A 15,114-nucleotide genomic window follows, 5' to 3' on the forward strand; every position below is an offset into this window, starting at 1 on the left:
CAATGCACAAGGGAAGCTGCCTGTGCGGGAAAGTGAAATACGAGTACCGCGGCGAGATCGATGAAGTCTCCATGTGCCACTGTAAGCAGTGCCAGAAGGCCCAGGGTTCGGCCTTCGTCGCCGTGGCGCCGATCCGCTCGGCCGAGTTTTGCATCACCCAGGGCGCGGCATACCTCAAGGAGTATCGCGCCACGCCGGGCAAGGTACGGGTGTTCTGCAGCGAGTGCGGTAGCCCGCTCTACAGCGCCCGTGACGACCTGCCCGAGGCCAAGCGGCTGCGCCTCGGCACCCTGGATACTCCTGTATCGCCCAGCAAACGCTACCACGCCTGGGTCTCGTCAAAGGCTGAGTGGTTCGATCTCGCAGACGCGCTGCCTAGGTTCCCGCAAGCCGCGCCGAAGCCTTGATCCACCCCGATAGCCTGGCGTCGTCTGTTGGGTTGCCCTGGGTTATTGGCTACGCTCAGAGGACTTTGTCACCACCGAGAACAACGACATGGCTCGCAGAACGCTTGGTTCCGTTTTCCTGGCAGCCGTGCTGTACCACCCCTACGCCGCCCTCGCGCTGCCGGCAGGGGAAGGTCGGGAGACGGTCGAAGCCGTCTGCGCTGCCTGTCACGGCGTCAACCTGATCGAGCGCAGCTCAGGGTACACCCATGAGGAGTGGGACTTCCTCGTCTCCACCATGATCGACCTGTCGGACGCCCCCGAGCGGCAGGAAGAGATCCTCGGCTATCTCGCCGAGCACTTCCCGCCCAGCGATAATCGGGCCGCAACGCCCGCCGATGGCCCGCTGAGCATCCAGTTCGAAGAGTGGAAGGTGCCCACGCTGGGGCAGCGCTCTCGCGACCCGGTCGAAGCGCCGGACGGCAGCATCTGGTGGGTAGGGCAGTGGCTGGACATCCTCGGCCGACTCGACCCCGAAACGGGCGAGATGGAGGAGTTCGAGCTGCCCTCGGGCGCAAGGCCCCACTCGGTCAACATCGGCCCCGACGGCGCAGCTTGGTACACCGGCAACCGCAACGCCACCATGGGGCGATTCGACCCGCAAACCGGTGAGATCACCGAATATCCCATGCCCGACGAGGCCGCTCGCGATCCACACACCGCCGAGTTCACCGAGAACGGCACCCTCTGGTTCACCCTGCAGCAGAGCAACATGATCGGCCGGCTGGACCCGGAAACTGGAGACGTGCAATTGGCCACCAGTCCGCGTGAAGGCTCGCGGCCCTATGGGCTGAAGATCGCCGCGGATGGCACGGTCTGGGCCTCCTGCAATGGGGCGAACTGCCTGCTGCGCGTCGAACCCGAATCGATGGAAGTGAGCGAGATCACCTTGCCCGAGGCCGGCACCACGGTACGCCGACTCGATATCGACGAAGACGGCATCATCTGGTGGGTCAATTCCGGGCTGGGCCGGCTGGGGCGTTACGACCCCGACAGCGGCGATATCCAGGAGTGGGACTCGCCCAGCGGCCCGGACTCCCACCCCTACGCCATCGCCATGTTCGACGGAGCGGTGTGGTACAACGAAAGCGGCGTGCGGCCGGACATGCTGGTGCGCTTCGATCCTGAAGCGGAAACCTTCCAGAGCTGGCCGATCCCCTCAGGCCCGGTACATGCCGGTATCTTGCGCCACATGCGCACCACCCTCGACGGCGAAGCGCTGCTGATCCATCAGAGCGGCACCAACCACATTGGCAGGGTGACCGTAGAAGGCAGAGACCCGCAATAGGCTGCTCCGTGCAGGCTGGCGACACTTGCCAGGCTTGGTGGTTACTGTAAAGGTAGCGTAAACCTCGCCGCGGGTGATCGCATGACAGTCGAACCTCCTCAGCAGATGCAGCAATCCTTTCACGATGCTCTCATGGGGCATCCGCTGATTCGCGAGTTGTGGAATCACTTCCCCGAGAACATGTTCCTGGTACGTGTGGAAGAGGACGGCCACTTCACGCTCGAGGCCGCCAACCCGGCGCAGATCGATACCATTGGCCGTGAGTGCCTGGGCCAGCCGCTGGCGGCATTCCTGCCCGCTGCTACGGCTGAGTCGATTTATGCGCGCTACCGTGAATGCGTGGCGCGGAACAAGCCGATGCGCTATCAAGAGCATGCCGCCTTCTTCGATGAGGATGGCAACGAGCAGTACGGCTACTGGCTGACGCTGATCGTGCCGCTGCACAATGCTGACGACGACCCGCAGCGCGTCACTCATCTTTTCGGCATCTCTCAGGACGTGACCGAACTGCACCAGGCCCGGGATGCGCTGGAGCGGCACAACCAGGCGCTGGAAGCGCGCGTGGAGCAACGTACCGCTGAATTGCAACACGCCAACCGCGAGCTCAGGCTGCTCAACGGCCAGCTCGAGGAGATGGCCACCCGCGACTTCCTGACCGGTTGCTACAACCGACGACATATCGAGACCCTGGGCCAGCGCGAAATTGAACGTGCATGGCGCTATGGCACTTCGCTCAGCGTATTGATGATTGACCTCGATGCCTTCAAGCAGGTCAATGACACCCAAGGCCATGGCGCTGGGGATGCCGCGCTCAAACGCGTTGCCGCGAGCCTGCAGAGCGCCTTGCGCGCAAACGACCTGCTGGGCCGCTTCGGCGGCGATGAATTCTTGATCCTGCTACCCGAGAGCAACAGCGAAGACGCCTGCGCCACCGCCGAGCGCCTGCAGCAGCAAACACTTGCGCTGACCGCCATCTCGATCAGCGTGGGGATTGCCACTCTGCGCCGCGATGACAGCCTGGAAAGCCTCGCCGCCCGCGCTGACCAGCAGCTACTCGCCGCCAAGCGGGAGTATCATCGAAAAGTGTCCGGTTAAACGAATTCGCTCACCGTCAGACTCATGACCAAGGTGCCTACCTTGCCATTGGCTCTTCGAAGACACCGGCCAGGGTGGGGTATGAGAGTCAACCGGTTGACCGGAGTGGCTCCAACCTCCAGCCCTGTCCAGTAGCGAGCAAGCGATCGGTCAGGCCGAGGTTATCCAGAAAGACGTCATCATGCGACACCACGATCAATGCGCCCTGGTAGCTGCGCAGCATGGCTTCCAGGGCCTGTGCCGAGGGCAAATCCAGATGGTTGTTCGGCTCATCGAGTAACAGCAGCTGCGGTGGCGTGTCGGCGTAGAGCAGGCAAGCGAGGGCTGCCTTCAACCGTTCCCCCCCACTCAGTGATCCACTGGGCGTCGCAATTTTCTGCGCATCGATCCCGAGCTGCGCCAAGCGCATGCGCAGGTCCGCCTCGGTCGCCGTGCGGTTGGCCGAGCGTAACTGCTCGAGCACCGTCTTTGCCGGATCCAGGTTCTCCAGCTGCTGGTCCAGATAGGCGCGCTCGGGCGTCACCTTGCAAACACCGGCCAAGGGCGTAACCCTGCCTGCCATCACGCGCAACAAGGTGGACTTTCCACAGCCGTTGGGGCCGATGACACCCACGCGCTGCTGGCCGCTCACCATCAGGCTGATAGCGCGGGTGGCTTGTGCGACGTAAGGCAGTTCCACGCCATCCAGATCGACCACGCGACGTTTTGCTGGCTGCGCAACGGGGAGGTCATGCAGGGCGATGAGCGCCTCCTCTTCGACGTGCTGCGCGGCATCTTTCACGCCCTGGTTGAGCTGGTCAAAACGGGCCGACTGGTTCCGGCGTAGTGCACCCGAGGACGCTTCGCTGCGCTCTTTCTGCCCATCCAGCAGCACCTTGGCTTGATTGGCCTCCTTGCCTTGCCGATAACCGCGTGCCTGGCGCCGCTGCTGACGTTCCAGCTGCTTGCGCATCGCCTGTGCTTCACGCTGGCGTTCGCGCTTACGCTCGGCCAGCGTTTCCAGAGCACTCTGTCGCTCGTGTGCCTTGGCCTCGGCATAGAAGGCGTAATTGCCCCCGTAGCTTTGCAGCCCGAGAGCAGAGAGCTCCACGATGCGCTGCATGGCGTCCAGTAGCTGCCTATCGTGACTGACCACGATCAGCCCGCGTGGCCAGCGTTGCAGCTGTTCGATCAGCACCCGCCGACTCGGCCGGTCGAGATGGTTGCTTGGCTCATCGAGGATCAGGAAGTCGGCGTTCGACAGCATGGCGCCTATCAGGGAAACCCGCATCGCCTCGCCGCCGCTGAGTACGCTGGCCGGTGTTTCGGCGTCAAGGTGGCCCAAGCCACTGGACTCCAGTTCTAGGCGCAGGCGCGACGGTAAGTCCCAGTCGTCGCCTACGGCATCGAAATCCTCCGTTGCCGTACTGCCCGCCTCGATGCGCGCCAGCGCATCCAGGGTATGCTTAACCCCCGCCAGCGTTGCCACTGTTGCATCATCAGGATGAACCACTTGCTGGGCCAGGTAATGCACGCTGCCGGAGCGCCGACAGTGCCCGGAGGTGGGCGGTAACAATCCGGCCAGGATGCGTGCCAGCAAGGTCTTGCCCACGCCATTGCGGCCAACCAGCCCCGTCGAGCGCATGTCGAACTGCTCGTGAAGGCCGGAGAAAAGCACTCTGCCGTCGGGCAAAGCGTAAGAAACATCTTGAAGTACGAGATGGATATTCGTCATGCGCTAGTCCTGCGATGCCAAGCACTCCCCCTGCGATAGGGGCCGGTGGAGACTGGCCGTCATAACAACGGCGGCATCAATGGCGCATTGGACGAACACCTCATATTGAAGGGATGGACCTCCGACTATACTGCATCCGTCCTCTGCCCGAAAACCAGGTAGAAGTAAAAACACCTTAAAGAAGGCGCCGATGCAACAGGTACGCTGCCTCGCCCTACAGCACCCGCGATGCCCCCGTTGAATCAGCTGAGTGAAGCGGTGCTAAACTGCTCCGCTCATTGCTCCTTTGTAAGGAAGCAGCACAACCGAGTAAGGACACTAAGTGATAGAGATCAAGCAAAAGAACAGGATCATCGCCCTGGTACTTGCCATGTTCCTGGGCTTCTTTGGGGTCGATAGATTCTATTTGGGAAAATGGAAAACAGGCATTCTCAAAGCGGTGACTCTCGGGGGCTTCCTCCTCTGGTGGTTCATCGATGGCGCGCTCTTGCTGATGGATGCTTTCTTCCATTCGCTGGGGAAGCAGAAGGGGTTCGTGAAAGACGGATCGGGAAATGAGCTGAAGTACGGGCTGTCGATGTACAGGCTGCAGAACGGCCGGTTCGAACAAGATTGGTTCAAGTGAGCAAAAGGGAAGCAACATGACGAAGCAGTATGCTGTTTTAGCCTACGACTACACTGACACCGAGGCGCTGGATCGTCGCTTGGCCAATCGCGAAGCGCATTTGGATGGCCTTCGCCAGCTCGCCAAGCAGGGGAGTTTCCTCAGTGGCGGAGCGATACTGAATGAAGAAGGCAAGATGATCGGCTCGAATGCCCACTTCCAGTTTGCAGATCGGCAGGCCTTCGATGCCTGGCTTGCAACCGAGCCTTATATGATTGGCCGTGTTTGGGAGCACGTCGATATTCGCGAGGTGCGGTTGTTCGATCCGCATGGGTAATTACCCAGGCACCAGTGAGCCATCCTGAGCAGGCAGGTCCAGCCGTGCACAAGGCTTGAAGAATGGCCGATAGGGCGAAGCGCAGGAGAAAACGCATGGCCTGCCTGGGGGTAGCCGTAGGCCTGCTGCTGGCGCTGGTACTCACCGGCGTACTGGCCATACAGGCTTGGCGAGTGGCCGACAACTGCGCGATGGAGCAAGCCTGGGCCTGGCTGCAATCCCAGGCGCCCGCCACCGTCGAAACGTTCGACCCCGCCATGGTGGAAGGCCTGCCCGATGCCGCCCGGCGCTATTTCCTATACACCATCGCCCCGGGCGCGCCGCTTCATGTCGTCAGCGAAATCCACATGAGCGGCGAGATCGGCCTCGGCACCAAGGAGGCGCCCGGCTATCGCCTCATGCAGGCACGCCAGATACTCGCTCCACCGTACGGTTTCATCTGGCGGCTCGAACAAGCCGGCGCCGGCCTCATGCAGATGAGCGGCTCGGACGGTATGGCAGAAGGCCGCTCCTGGACGCGCTTCTGGCTCAACGGCACGCTGCCTGTCGCCAGGGCCGGGGGCGACGACAATCACCTGCGCGCCACGTTCGGCCGAGCTGTGGCGGAAGCCGCCTTCTGGGCTCCGGCAGCCCTGCTGCCCCAGCACGGAGTGCGCTGGGAAGAGGCCGGTGTGCGCTGGGAAGAGACCGGCGAGCACAACCTAGCACGAGCGATCATTACCCACGGCACCCTGGAACAAGCCATAGAGATCGCCGTGGCCGAGAACGGCCAACCGCGCTGGGTGCAGTTCCAGCGTTGGAGCGACGCCAACCCCGAGAAGGAGTGGCGACTCCAGCCCTTCGGCGGCTACCTCGATGACTTTCAAAACTTCGAAGGCTTCACCCTGCCCACCAAGGTCGAGGCGGGCAATCACTTCGGCACCGAGGCGTACTTTCCGTTCTTTCGGGTGAGGGTGGAGGAGGTGCGGTTCTCGGTGTAACGGTGCTGCTTGTTATATGCCACTAACTATTTTCTTTAAAGATTCTTTTTCTAGGAAATCCGAGTCCAGCTTCACAAGCTTGCCGTTGTCTCCTATTATGAAAACGTATGATTTTTCTCTATTTCCCGAGTACACAACAGAGAGTTCGTTCTCAGACCACTTCTCAACTTCTCGGCCTTCCACAAAATACTCTTGCATTATATTGATGCTGTCTTGGTCGCATCCCGAGTCATCCGTGCCGAAGAAAACATTCATAAAGAAAGAGCTGGCTGGGCATCCATAATCAAGAGTTTCATCATCCGTCATGTCGGAAAAAGCCAAAAACCTCTTCCCTAACTCATCTCCATACCTGAATATTAAAATATTCTGGCTGCCACCTGTGTCACCTATCACGGAGAAGTTTCCTGGAATTTTAAATCTAAGGCCTGAGTAAACTAACTCAATGTCTGTCTTTGCAAACGTGTTAATGGAAAATAACAGAAGAGCAATAGAAATTCCGAGCTTTGGCATTTCACATTCCTTATGTCGTCATGGTTGCTCCTGATTTATAGCTTACGCTAATTCTGACCTTGGAAACATGGTAAATGGATGTGTTTCTAGCGACTATGTTGACAGGCTCCGGTTATGCGGCAAGGTGCCGGGTGTTCTGCGCCGAGTGCGGCAACCCCCTCTAACCCCGAGAAGGAGTGGCGGCTCCAGCCCTTCGGCGGCTACCTGGACGACTTCCAAAACTTCGAAGGCTTCACCCTGCCCACCAAGGCGAGGCAGGCAATCACTTTGGTACCGAGGCGTACTTTCCGTTCTTTCAGGTGAGAGTGGAGGAGGTTCGGTTCTCGGTGCCGTAGCGCTTAATGGTACTAGGCAAGATCAGCGAGATGCTCAAGGGTTTCAGGATACTTCTGGACCAGCCGGATGAGTGTCATGGCCTGGGCATTGGGCTTGGCGCGGCCTTGCTCCCAATTCTCCAGCGTCCTGGGGTTGGTGCGGAGATACATGGCGAATACCGGGCGGGACATATGCAGCCGCTCCCGCAGCTCGATGAGCTCGCTGGCTGTGACGTCGGGAACCTCCGCCAGCTCTACGGAGTGGGAGCGCAGCGTGCGCTTGCCTTGGCGCTCATCTGCCAATGCATCGAAGCCCTCGACGAGTTCGTCAAAGATGTTACGGCCCATGGTCATGTCCTCGCGTTGAGTTGAAAGTCATGCATGGCCTTCACTTCGGGCGGTATCGAGGTGCTGGCGAACTACATAGAGATCTTGCACTAGGCCGCTGCGCAGCCGTTCCAGAGGAGGTTGGCCAGCAAACAGGGGATTGTGATTGGGCCGGCGCAGCCAGGAGTCCGCAGCGTCGGCTCGCGGCAGCAGGATCTGCAGAGCCTTGTAGATCCCCAGGATCAGCGACACGCGCTCAAGCTGATTGACGTCGAGACGGGCTGCAGTGGGCTGCTTGCGCCAGCGCCGATAGGTGGACTCAGGCACGCCAAGGAGCAAGGCGGCTTCCTGCCCCTTAAGCCCCCAGTCGTTGGCAATGTTGGGGTACGTACGCATCGCCGCTGCGCTCATTTCCTGGCGCTTTTCTACGGGTAGGTGGGGCATGGCCATGACGACCTCCGTTCGTCAAATGGAGGATATGCGCGTAATGATTGGCCATTTGGCCCAAGTCAGCAAGAAAATCAACACCTTTCTAGCGCAATCCTAATCATTTCCCCTATGCTGACTTTCGTTCCTGGGATGTCAGGATTATCTCTCCAAATAGGATCTATCGGAGCGTACCCACGGCTCCTGGCAAACCCATTCAGCTGGTAGGACTTACCTCCGGACTTGAAAATTGCTGCTTGCCCATCAACGCAGGCTACCACACCACTCTCTACGGTAAATGGCCATGTATCACCAAACTCAGACCTTGACACCTCCAAGTCTGAGCCAAAGGCTTGTCCATAAGACATGGCAAAAGCCATCACTAACACAAGCTTTATCGAACGCATATGCACCTCGAGAAAATTAAGTTATGGGAATACGGAGAGCTTCATGGTCACCAAGAAAAGCTATCAGTAAAGTTTGGGGCAGGTCATTTCATTCTTTCCAGCATTTGATCAAATGCTCGAGAGAGCACCTGCCCCAGCTTATCCTGAAGTCTTCTCTAACACTTCAAGACCAAGCGGCTCAATAGGCTTGAACACTCCCGTCTTGGTCATTTTTCTTCGCAGTTCGAAGCGCTCCAAGGTGGCAGGTGGCTCGATGTCGGCCAAGGCCTTGAAATTGATTTCTCGCCACTGTGACTTAGTGACCAGGACACTGTAGAGGTAGCTTTCGGTGGGTTGCCCAGTACCGGCATCGAGGCTCGGCATGTAGGCCGATACCAGCGCCACCTGAACGGTCGGTAGACGGTGAAATATCTCACCTAGCACCCGCATCGCAACGCCATGAGCGTAGTCGCGATACAGCATGCGACGCCGAGTGGCGGCGACTTTTTTAATGGAAACCTTCGCCTGCTTGGCAGCCAGGTGGTACTCCACGTCGGGGAAGGCATCCTCTTCGGGTAGCTCGATGTCGATAGCGATTGTGCTGGCATCATCACCGAGATCGAAGCTCACGTTCGTCTCCCTCGGCCACGGGATTTCCCCCAGGTGTTCCTCAAGGACATTGGCCATAGCATCGAGGCTCGTCAGCACTAACTCGGTCTCTTGCACGCGCCGTTGCCGTTCCTGATCGTTGAAGGCCCGCGCCGCATCCTCCCATTCGCTCAAGTCGCGCGCGTATTGTTCAGCCCATCGCTCGTTCTGCTCTTCTAGTCGGCGCCTCGCCGGTGGCCAGATACGGCTCCAGAGCGTCGGCTTGAGGCGAGGCCGGCGCTGAGGCTCAGGCTCGGGAAACGCACGAGCCTGAAACACTGGTGTGTCTCGTGGCGGCAGCGTATCAAGGTGTACCGTCGCTAGCGCAGCCAAATCGGCGTTCAGTCGATCGCACGCTTGCTGGAGCATATCGCGTATGCCCTCCCCAGCGTACTTACGAAGTACGCGGAGTTCCGTCTCATCATATGGCTGGCCATCGTCGTCGGTGATCACCACCTCGCCGTCTTCATTGACCCGGACACGGGCAACTGCCGAGCCACCTGCCTTGAGCTGCTGCTCAAGTACCTTGCCCCGAGAGAGCGCTCCTGCCCGGGCGCTGGTTGCTCCCGGGCTACCACGCTTGTTGAGCTTCTCACGGAAGGCGAGGCCGGTACCCGGCAGCCCCACGTTGGCATAAACGCCGCGACTCCCCACACTGATCTTGGCGCCACGAGGGCCGATGGAGGCCCCGATACCGCTTTTGCTGAGGTTCAGGCTTATGCCTGGCGCAATACGGATGCGCCGACGAAATCGAAGTGCCATTCTCCACCCCTTGTCTTGTCACTCGTTGTTGTCGTTTTCAGCCTGCTCCCGACGTTTCTGCATGGCATCGCTGAAGGCGGCAGCCAGGATGCCGGTCGGCATGGCAATCATGCCGATGCCGACGATGGCGGTCAGACCCGCAAACAGCTGGCCAGCCGCGGTTACCGGTGTCACGTCTCCATAGCCCACCGTAGTGAGGGTGGCCACGCTCCACCAGAGCGCCCTGGGAATGCTCCCGAAGGCCTCGGGCTGATGGCTGGCTTCCAGGGCATAGATCACGCTGCTGGTGACGATCAGCAGCGCCACCGCCACCATCAGGCTCACCGTGAGTTCATAGCGCCGCCCGCGCACCGCCGAATAGAGATCGCCGATTGCGTTGGAGAAGCGCCCCAGCCGCGCGAGCCTGAGCAGCCGGATCAGCTTGAGCAGACGCAAGGCGAAGGCGTTGACTGCCCCCATGGTCAGGAAGAAAGGCAAGATAGCGAGCAGGTCGATGATTGCCCATGGGCTGACCATGAAGCGCAGGCGCCCAGCCAGCCCTCGATAGCGGGGATCTTCGCCAGCCGCAATCACGCGCGCGACGTACTCGACCAGAAAAGCCAAGGCCAGCACTACCTCGGAGGTAACGAAGAAGTGTGGGGCAAGCGCTCGGACAACCGGCTCCGTCTCCAGAATGGTCAGTGCCGTGGCGAGAATGATCAGAACGGCTATGAAGCGGTTGGTGATTGATAGCCCGGGGGACTCACGAGCGGTGGGCTCGAGCATCTGGTACAAGCGACGGCGCCAAGCCTCATAGGGGCTGGCCTTCTGGCTATCCAATGGCTGCATGCATCCCCCTATCCAGTTGCCAGCTGATCAGTGCAAGACTCTCAGGCCCACCGCCAAAGCGAATGGGGAACGCAGCATTATTAACATACTGCTCAGGCGCACGGACGGCGTTATTGCCAACGCTTCCACCGACCCCTGTGCGGCTTGGACCGCATGGTGGAAGGCCGCAATTGGACGCGCTTCTGGCTCGAGGGCATGCTGCCCGTCGCTAGGGCCGGGGGCGATGACAACCACCTACGTGGGCACTCAGTCGTGTCGTAGGAGAGGCCGCCTTCTGGGCCCCGGCAGCGCTGCTGCCCCAGCACGGAGTGCACTGGGAAGAGGCCGGCGTGCGCTGGGAAGAGAGCGGCGAGCCCAACTTGGCACGAGCAATCATCACCCACGGCACCCTGGAACAAGCCATAGAGATCGCCGTGACCGAAAACGGCCAACCACGCTGGGTGCAGTTCCAGCCCTTCGGCGGCTACCTGGACGATTTCCAAAACTTCGAAGGCTTCACCCTGCCCACCCAGGTCGAGGCGGGCAATCACTTCGGCACCGAGGCGTACTTTCCGTTCTTTCGGGCGAGGGTGGGGGAGGTTAGGTTTCTGGTGCTGTAAAGCTGATCCTTTCGTAGGGCTGCGTTGATTCCGGTCGTGGGACAACAGGTGTTTCGGTGCTAGGCTGTAACGCAAAATAACATTTTGAGTTGGCGTAGGGGGCGCATGCAGGAACAATCGTTTACAGCAAAAAATTTCAGAAAGATTTATGATTCTGAGAATCAAAAAGGTGATTATATTGCGAGCGGCTTTCCTTCACAGGTGGCGGTGTATTCCAAAGAAATAAAGCGCTGGAGAAATATTAGGAGAAGGCTGAGAAAATCAAGAGATATATATTCTGAGGAGCTTTATAAGAGCAGAAATAATCTGGTGCTGAAAATAATCAGGCACTTTGATGCTGAGCGCAGTGAGCTAATTGATAAACATTTAGAAACTATTTCTAGCTTGGTTACTGCAAAGAGATTTCGGCTGTCAATAGAAGAGCATAACTCAAGTCACCATAGCAAGCAAACTTATAGGTTAAAAGCTGGGCTAGAAAACTTTTTTTCAGGCAAGCAGCTTCAGTACAATATTAAAAACACCTATGGGGTAAAACAGGCTGGGCGAGACTTAGTTGTATCGCAGCTCAAGTCCATCTTGAGTGACAACTTTCCTAAATATGTAATTAGGACTGATATTGAAGACTTCTATGAGAATATAGACAGAGGGGTTTTGTCTAGAAAACTATATGAAAACCCTAATCTCTCAATAACTTCAAGGAAAATGATAAATTTCATTCTGAAGGATTATGCTGAGCTTAGCGGCAGCGCAAAAGGGATACCGAGAGGCGTTGGCGTGAGCGCATATTTGGCTGAACTTTATATGAATGAAGCGGATGAGAAAATAAAAGAGCTTCCTGGATTAGTTTACTATACAAGGTATGTGGATGATATAGTTGCAATTTTTTCTTCTGCCCCAGGTGTAGGTGTTGAGAGGAAAAAGGAAGAAATTGCTCATATCTTAATGTTATTAGGCCTAACGCTGCATCCCACGAAAACGAAGATCATGGAGTCAAGCAAAGTAAAAAAATTCAGATTCGACTATTTGGGTTATAGTTTTGAATCACAAGGCGGGCTAAAAATAGGAATTAGCAAAAATAAAGAAAAAAGATACAAGCTAAGGATATCGTCGGCGTTTGAGAAATATGCTGGCGGCAGTAAAAGTTCAAAGGAAAAAAGGTTGCTAATAAACAGAATTAGAATGTTGACTGGAAATACTAAGTTATCCAATAATATAGGTGGAGCTTTTGTTGGGGTGTATAGCTCAAATAAGTGGGTAAACGATGCTAGCTGCTTCCATTGCCTTGATAGGTTTATGGGAAGTAAGATTGATGCTTTAGCCTGTCCCAGCCTTAAGAGAAGATTGAGAAAGCTTTCCTTTAAGGATGGTTTTGAGAGTAAGAGCTTTAGAAAATTCACTGCCAAGGAACTAGGAGTTCTGACTAAAGCATGGAAGGGGGTGGTATGAAAAAGAAAGAAAAAATATCTTATAAAAAAGAAAGAGTTGTTATTTCTGACTTGTTGCCTTATGAAGTTCCGCTTACTTTTTCGAATAGGCACTTTTATGATTTTTTAGTTGAAAACCAAGTGCAGTTCAAAAAAAATGTATTTACTTGGAAGCCTGGTTGTTCAACGGTCAACACTGCTGTGCAGCTATTGCTGGGGTTGGATGTAAGTAACTGTAGTTTAAACGCTGAGGGGAAGATGGTTTGTAACAGCAGCGATGCTGTCACTATACCTTTTGCGTATGGAATAACTCATAAAGAAGATGAGCTTAGGATGCTGTCATTTTCGCATCCAAAAAATCAAGTAAAAACCATTGACTTCTACCATCGACATAGTGGTGCGATAATATATTACTGCCAAAGAAGTAAGTTTAGTCTACGGGCTCCTGTTCGAATCGCTAAAACTGTGAGTTGGAATGACGCTTTAAAGATTCCTAAAATAAACGAGCATAACGATTTAGTAGAGGAATCTGGCAAGGATTACAAGAATCTAAAGTCTTTTTTTGTTTATGAAAAGTACAGTAATATTTTCAAATTCTTCGAGTCTGAAAGCTATCATAGGTGCGAAAAAATATACACTTATATGGCGAGGCTTGATATATCTAAATGCTTTGATAGCATATACACCCATTCGATTGCCTGGGCAGTGTTTGGAAAAGGACCGGTTAAGAACGTTCTATCAGGGGCAATTCCAGACGGGGAAATATCAGGATCTTTTCCTGATGACTTTGATAGGCTGCTTCAACAAGAAAATTATAACGAAACAAATGGGATAATGATTGGCCCTGAGGTGTCAAGAATATTTTCTGAAATTATACTGCAGGCAGTTGATGAAGAAGTTTTACGACAGTTACGAGAGCAAGGGGTTGTACATAGACAAGATTACGAAATATTTAGATATGTTGATGACTATTTTTTATTTTACAACGATGAGTCGATCTACAAGGCTTTGTTAGCACAGCTTCAGTTCACTCTGAAGGGATACAAGCTGAGCCTAAATACAGAAAAAGAAGTTGTTTATAAGAAGCCTATTATTACTGAAATAACAATAGCTAAAAGAATGATATCGAATCTTTTTAACGAGAGGTTGAGATATAAAATTGCAACTGAGGAAAAAGAAGAGTTCGGCGAGAGTGTGTTTGTAAAAAAAGGACATATCCATATTAAAAAAACCTCTCTCATAACTGAGTTTAAGTCGATCATAAAAAGCAGTAATGTCGAATATAAAGATGTTCTGAATTATTCTTTGTCTATAGTTGAGTCGAAGTGTAAAAAAATCTTGAATGAATATAGAGAAATTCAGAAGCAACCTTCTTCTGTAAAGTCTCTTGTCTATGCAATATGCTCAATCGTTGAGTTTTCTTTTTTTATTTACTCCGTTTCGCCAAGAGTGAATACGACAATAAAGCTATGTAGGATTTTGCATGTCGTGAGCTCATTCCTGAAGACAAGAGAGGTTTGTAAAGATGATAGAGATGGAATATTTAAAGTTATATATGAAAACATACACTTCATAATAAATAAGAATAAAATTAAGCGGTACGTCCAAGTTGAGACGCTCTATTTGTTGGTATCGCTTTCTCAGTTGGGGCGAGATTACCGCCTTGAGGAAGATTTTCTGGCGTCTTGCTTTGGCGCTACAAAGGACGAGGTTGGAGAGTATGTGTTTTCAAATGAGCTCAATCTATTCTCCATAACAGTTGCCTTGTTTTATGTTAAGGACGTTAAGCGATACGCGACATTTAGATTGTCTTTGGAAAATCATATTATAAGTAAAATGACAAAAGACCTTGAGGTGCTAAAAAAAGATGCTGAGCGTACTATTTTAACGTTAGATATTATGGCATGTCCATACGTAAGTACTAACTTAAAAAGGCAGATTTTACTTTTGTATGGAGTCAGCGAAAGTGACAAGCAGGATGCCATATTTTGTCTTCGGAAATACTGGTTTACTAAGTGGACTGATTTTGACTTCGGCAAGGAGCTTGACGCCAAGCGAAGCCTTGAAGTATATTAGGCATTCCATGCATCATTCAACCGGCGGTTAATGGCTGTAGGCAGCCCACACACTCGCATGGATTCTTAGCTACCCTATGCACGGGGGCTATGATTTGGGCGGTCCGAATGAGCCGCCCAGCCTTCTTAAGTTAAGCAGCTCGTCCCTCTCTTCAATATTTACCTGAACTCTAGGGCTTGCTTTGTTACAAAAAAGTGGAGGTGCTCTACTTAGCCTACCGCTGCTTAGCTCCTCTTGGTATGCGATGTCCCTCTGATGTTAGAGGGTATAGTGAAACTGAAGTGGAACAGACTGACTAATTGTGGCTGCTTTCTTATAAGAGAGTTCTTAAGCACAGTGCCCATTTACAC

At 54.5% G+C, this 15,114-nt stretch carries 16 protein-coding genes; 9 read left to right on the top strand and 7 right to left on the bottom strand.

Features of this window, described 5'->3' with window-relative positions:
- The first annotated feature begins 2 nt into the window (after positions 1–2).
- The 3 genes from HOP59_RS13975 to HOP59_RS13985 all read left to right on the top strand — a co-directional run bounded on the left by HOP59_RS13975 (position 3) and on the right by HOP59_RS13985 (position 2,829).
- Positions 3–407, top strand: a complete 405-nt coding sequence (locus HOP59_RS13975) for a GFA family protein (protein WP_234254343.1) — start codon at positions 3–5, stop codon at positions 405–407.
- An 88-nt stretch (positions 408–495) separates the two neighbouring features.
- Positions 496–1,734, top strand: coding sequence for a virginiamycin B lyase family protein (locus HOP59_RS13980; protein WP_234254344.1), 1,239 nt, complete (start codon positions 496–498; stop codon positions 1,732–1,734).
- Positions 1,735–1,815: 81 nt separating this feature from the next.
- On the top strand, positions 1,816–2,829 hold the full coding sequence (locus HOP59_RS13985) for a sensor domain-containing diguanylate cyclase (RefSeq protein ID WP_234254345.1): 1,014 nt from the start codon (positions 1,816–1,818) through the stop codon (positions 2,827–2,829).
- Positions 2,830–2,917: 88 nt separating this feature from the next.
- Here HOP59_RS13985 and HOP59_RS13990 read toward each other — a convergent pair whose 3' ends face one another.
- A complete protein-coding gene (locus tag HOP59_RS13990) occupies positions 2,918–4,543 on the bottom strand; it encodes an ABC-F family ATP-binding cassette domain-containing protein (protein ID WP_234254346.1) in 1,626 nt (541 codons plus the stop codon).
- A 322-nt stretch (positions 4,544–4,865) separates the two neighbouring features.
- Here HOP59_RS13990 and HOP59_RS13995 point away from each other — a divergent pair, with 322 nt between their 5' ends.
- From HOP59_RS13995 to HOP59_RS14005, 3 genes are all read left to right on the top strand, one after another.
- Complete coding sequence (locus HOP59_RS13995; protein WP_234254347.1) at positions 4,866–5,168, top strand: TM2 domain-containing protein; 303 nt, start codon at positions 4,866–4,868, stop codon at positions 5,166–5,168.
- Between the two features lie 16 nt (positions 5,169–5,184).
- Positions 5,185–5,484 (top strand): YciI family protein, encoded by a 300-nt coding sequence (locus tag HOP59_RS14000; RefSeq protein ID WP_234254348.1) that lies wholly within the window; start codon positions 5,185–5,187, stop codon positions 5,482–5,484.
- A gap of 95 nt (positions 5,485–5,579) precedes the next feature.
- A complete protein-coding gene (locus HOP59_RS14005) occupies positions 5,580–6,464 on the top strand; it encodes a DUF6544 family protein (RefSeq protein WP_234254349.1) in 885 nt (294 codons plus the stop codon).
- A 12-nt stretch (positions 6,465–6,476) separates the two neighbouring features.
- On the opposite strand, the gene HOP59_RS14010 is transcribed toward HOP59_RS14005, so the two are convergent.
- The 6 genes from HOP59_RS14010 to HOP59_RS14030 form a co-directional block, all read right to left on the bottom strand.
- On the bottom strand, positions 6,477–6,974 hold the full coding sequence (locus HOP59_RS14010; protein WP_234254350.1) for a hypothetical protein: 498 nt from the start codon (positions 6,972–6,974) through the stop codon (positions 6,477–6,479).
- A 347-nt stretch (positions 6,975–7,321) separates the two neighbouring features.
- On the bottom strand, positions 7,322–7,636 hold the full coding sequence (locus tag HOP59_RS14015; protein ID WP_234254351.1) for a helix-turn-helix domain-containing protein: 315 nt from the start codon (positions 7,634–7,636) through the stop codon (positions 7,322–7,324).
- Positions 7,637–7,663: 27 nt separating this feature from the next.
- Entirely contained in the window at positions 7,664–8,065 is a 402-nt protein-coding gene (locus HOP59_RS14020; RefSeq protein ID WP_234254352.1) for an MbcA/ParS/Xre antitoxin family protein, read from the bottom strand.
- Positions 8,066–8,136: 71 nt separating this feature from the next.
- Complete coding sequence (locus tag HOP59_RS23690) at positions 8,137–8,448, bottom strand: DUF2511 domain-containing protein (protein ID WP_422676527.1); 312 nt, start codon at positions 8,446–8,448, stop codon at positions 8,137–8,139.
- Between the two features lie 138 nt (positions 8,449–8,586).
- Positions 8,587–9,837, bottom strand: a complete 1,251-nt coding sequence (locus tag HOP59_RS14025) for a DUF4236 domain-containing protein (RefSeq protein ID WP_234254353.1) — start codon at positions 9,835–9,837, stop codon at positions 8,587–8,589.
- A gap of 18 nt (positions 9,838–9,855) precedes the next feature.
- A complete protein-coding gene (locus tag HOP59_RS14030; RefSeq protein WP_234254354.1) occupies positions 9,856–10,665 on the bottom strand; it encodes a potassium channel family protein in 810 nt (269 codons plus the stop codon).
- A gap of 293 nt (positions 10,666–10,958) precedes the next feature.
- Here HOP59_RS14030 and HOP59_RS14035 point away from each other — a divergent pair, with 293 nt between their 5' ends.
- From HOP59_RS14035 to drt3b, 3 genes are all read left to right on the top strand, one after another.
- Entirely contained in the window at positions 10,959–11,264 is a 306-nt protein-coding gene (locus HOP59_RS14035; RefSeq protein WP_338073342.1) for a DUF6920 family protein, read from the top strand.
- Positions 11,265–11,369: 105 nt separating this feature from the next.
- Positions 11,370–12,710 (top strand): antiviral reverse transcriptase Drt3a, encoded by a 1,341-nt coding sequence (drt3a, locus tag HOP59_RS14040; protein WP_234254356.1) that lies wholly within the window; start codon positions 11,370–11,372, stop codon positions 12,708–12,710.
- On the top strand, positions 12,707–14,764 hold the full coding sequence (gene drt3b / locus HOP59_RS14045; RefSeq protein ID WP_234254357.1) for an antiviral reverse transcriptase Drt3b: 2,058 nt from the start codon (positions 12,707–12,709) through the stop codon (positions 14,762–14,764). Before drt3a ends, drt3b begins: the two co-directional genes overlap by 4 nt.
- Positions 14,765–15,114: the final 350 nt, after the last annotated feature.

Source organism: Billgrantia aerodenitrificans (genome assembly GCF_021404405.1).
GTDB lineage: Bacteria > Pseudomonadota > Gammaproteobacteria > Pseudomonadales > Halomonadaceae > Halomonas > Halomonas aerodenitrificans.

Bases quoted from the DNA above. Each gene is read 5' to 3' on its own strand.
- HOP59_RS13975 (WP_234254343.1), top strand. From the start codon at position 3: ATGCACAAGGGAAGCTGCCTGTGCGGGAAAGTGAAATACGAGTACCGC.
- HOP59_RS13980 (WP_234254344.1), top strand. From the start codon at position 496: ATGGCTCGCAGAACGCTTGGTTCCGTTTTCCTGGCAGCCGTGCTGTAC.
- HOP59_RS13985 (WP_234254345.1), top strand. From the start codon at position 1,816: ATGACAGTCGAACCTCCTCAGCAGATGCAGCAATCCTTTCACGATGCT.
- HOP59_RS13990 (WP_234254346.1), bottom strand. From the start codon at position 4,543: ATGACGAATATCCATCTCGTACTTCAAGATGTTTCTTACGCTTTGCCC.
- HOP59_RS14000 (WP_234254348.1), top strand. From the start codon at position 5,185: ATGACGAAGCAGTATGCTGTTTTAGCCTACGACTACACTGACACCGAG.
- HOP59_RS14005 (WP_234254349.1), top strand. From the start codon at position 5,580: ATGGCCTGCCTGGGGGTAGCCGTAGGCCTGCTGCTGGCGCTGGTACTC.
- HOP59_RS14010 (WP_234254350.1), bottom strand. From the start codon at position 6,974: ATGCCAAAGCTCGGAATTTCTATTGCTCTTCTGTTATTTTCCATTAAC.
- HOP59_RS14015 (WP_234254351.1), bottom strand. From the start codon at position 7,636: ATGGGCCGTAACATCTTTGACGAACTCGTCGAGGGCTTCGATGCATTG.
- HOP59_RS14020 (WP_234254352.1), bottom strand. From the start codon at position 8,065: ATGGCCATGCCCCACCTACCCGTAGAAAAGCGCCAGGAAATGAGCGCA.
- HOP59_RS23690 (WP_422676527.1), bottom strand. From the start codon at position 8,448: ATGCGTTCGATAAAGCTTGTGTTAGTGATGGCTTTTGCCATGTCTTAT.
- HOP59_RS14025 (WP_234254353.1), bottom strand. From the start codon at position 9,837: ATGGCACTTCGATTTCGTCGGCGCATCCGTATTGCGCCAGGCATAAGC.
- HOP59_RS14030 (WP_234254354.1), bottom strand. From the start codon at position 10,665: ATGCAGCCATTGGATAGCCAGAAGGCCAGCCCCTATGAGGCTTGGCGC.
- drt3a (WP_234254356.1), top strand. From the start codon at position 11,370: ATGCAGGAACAATCGTTTACAGCAAAAAATTTCAGAAAGATTTATGAT.
- drt3b (WP_234254357.1), top strand. From the start codon at position 12,707: ATGAAAAAGAAAGAAAAAATATCTTATAAAAAAGAAAGAGTTGTTATT.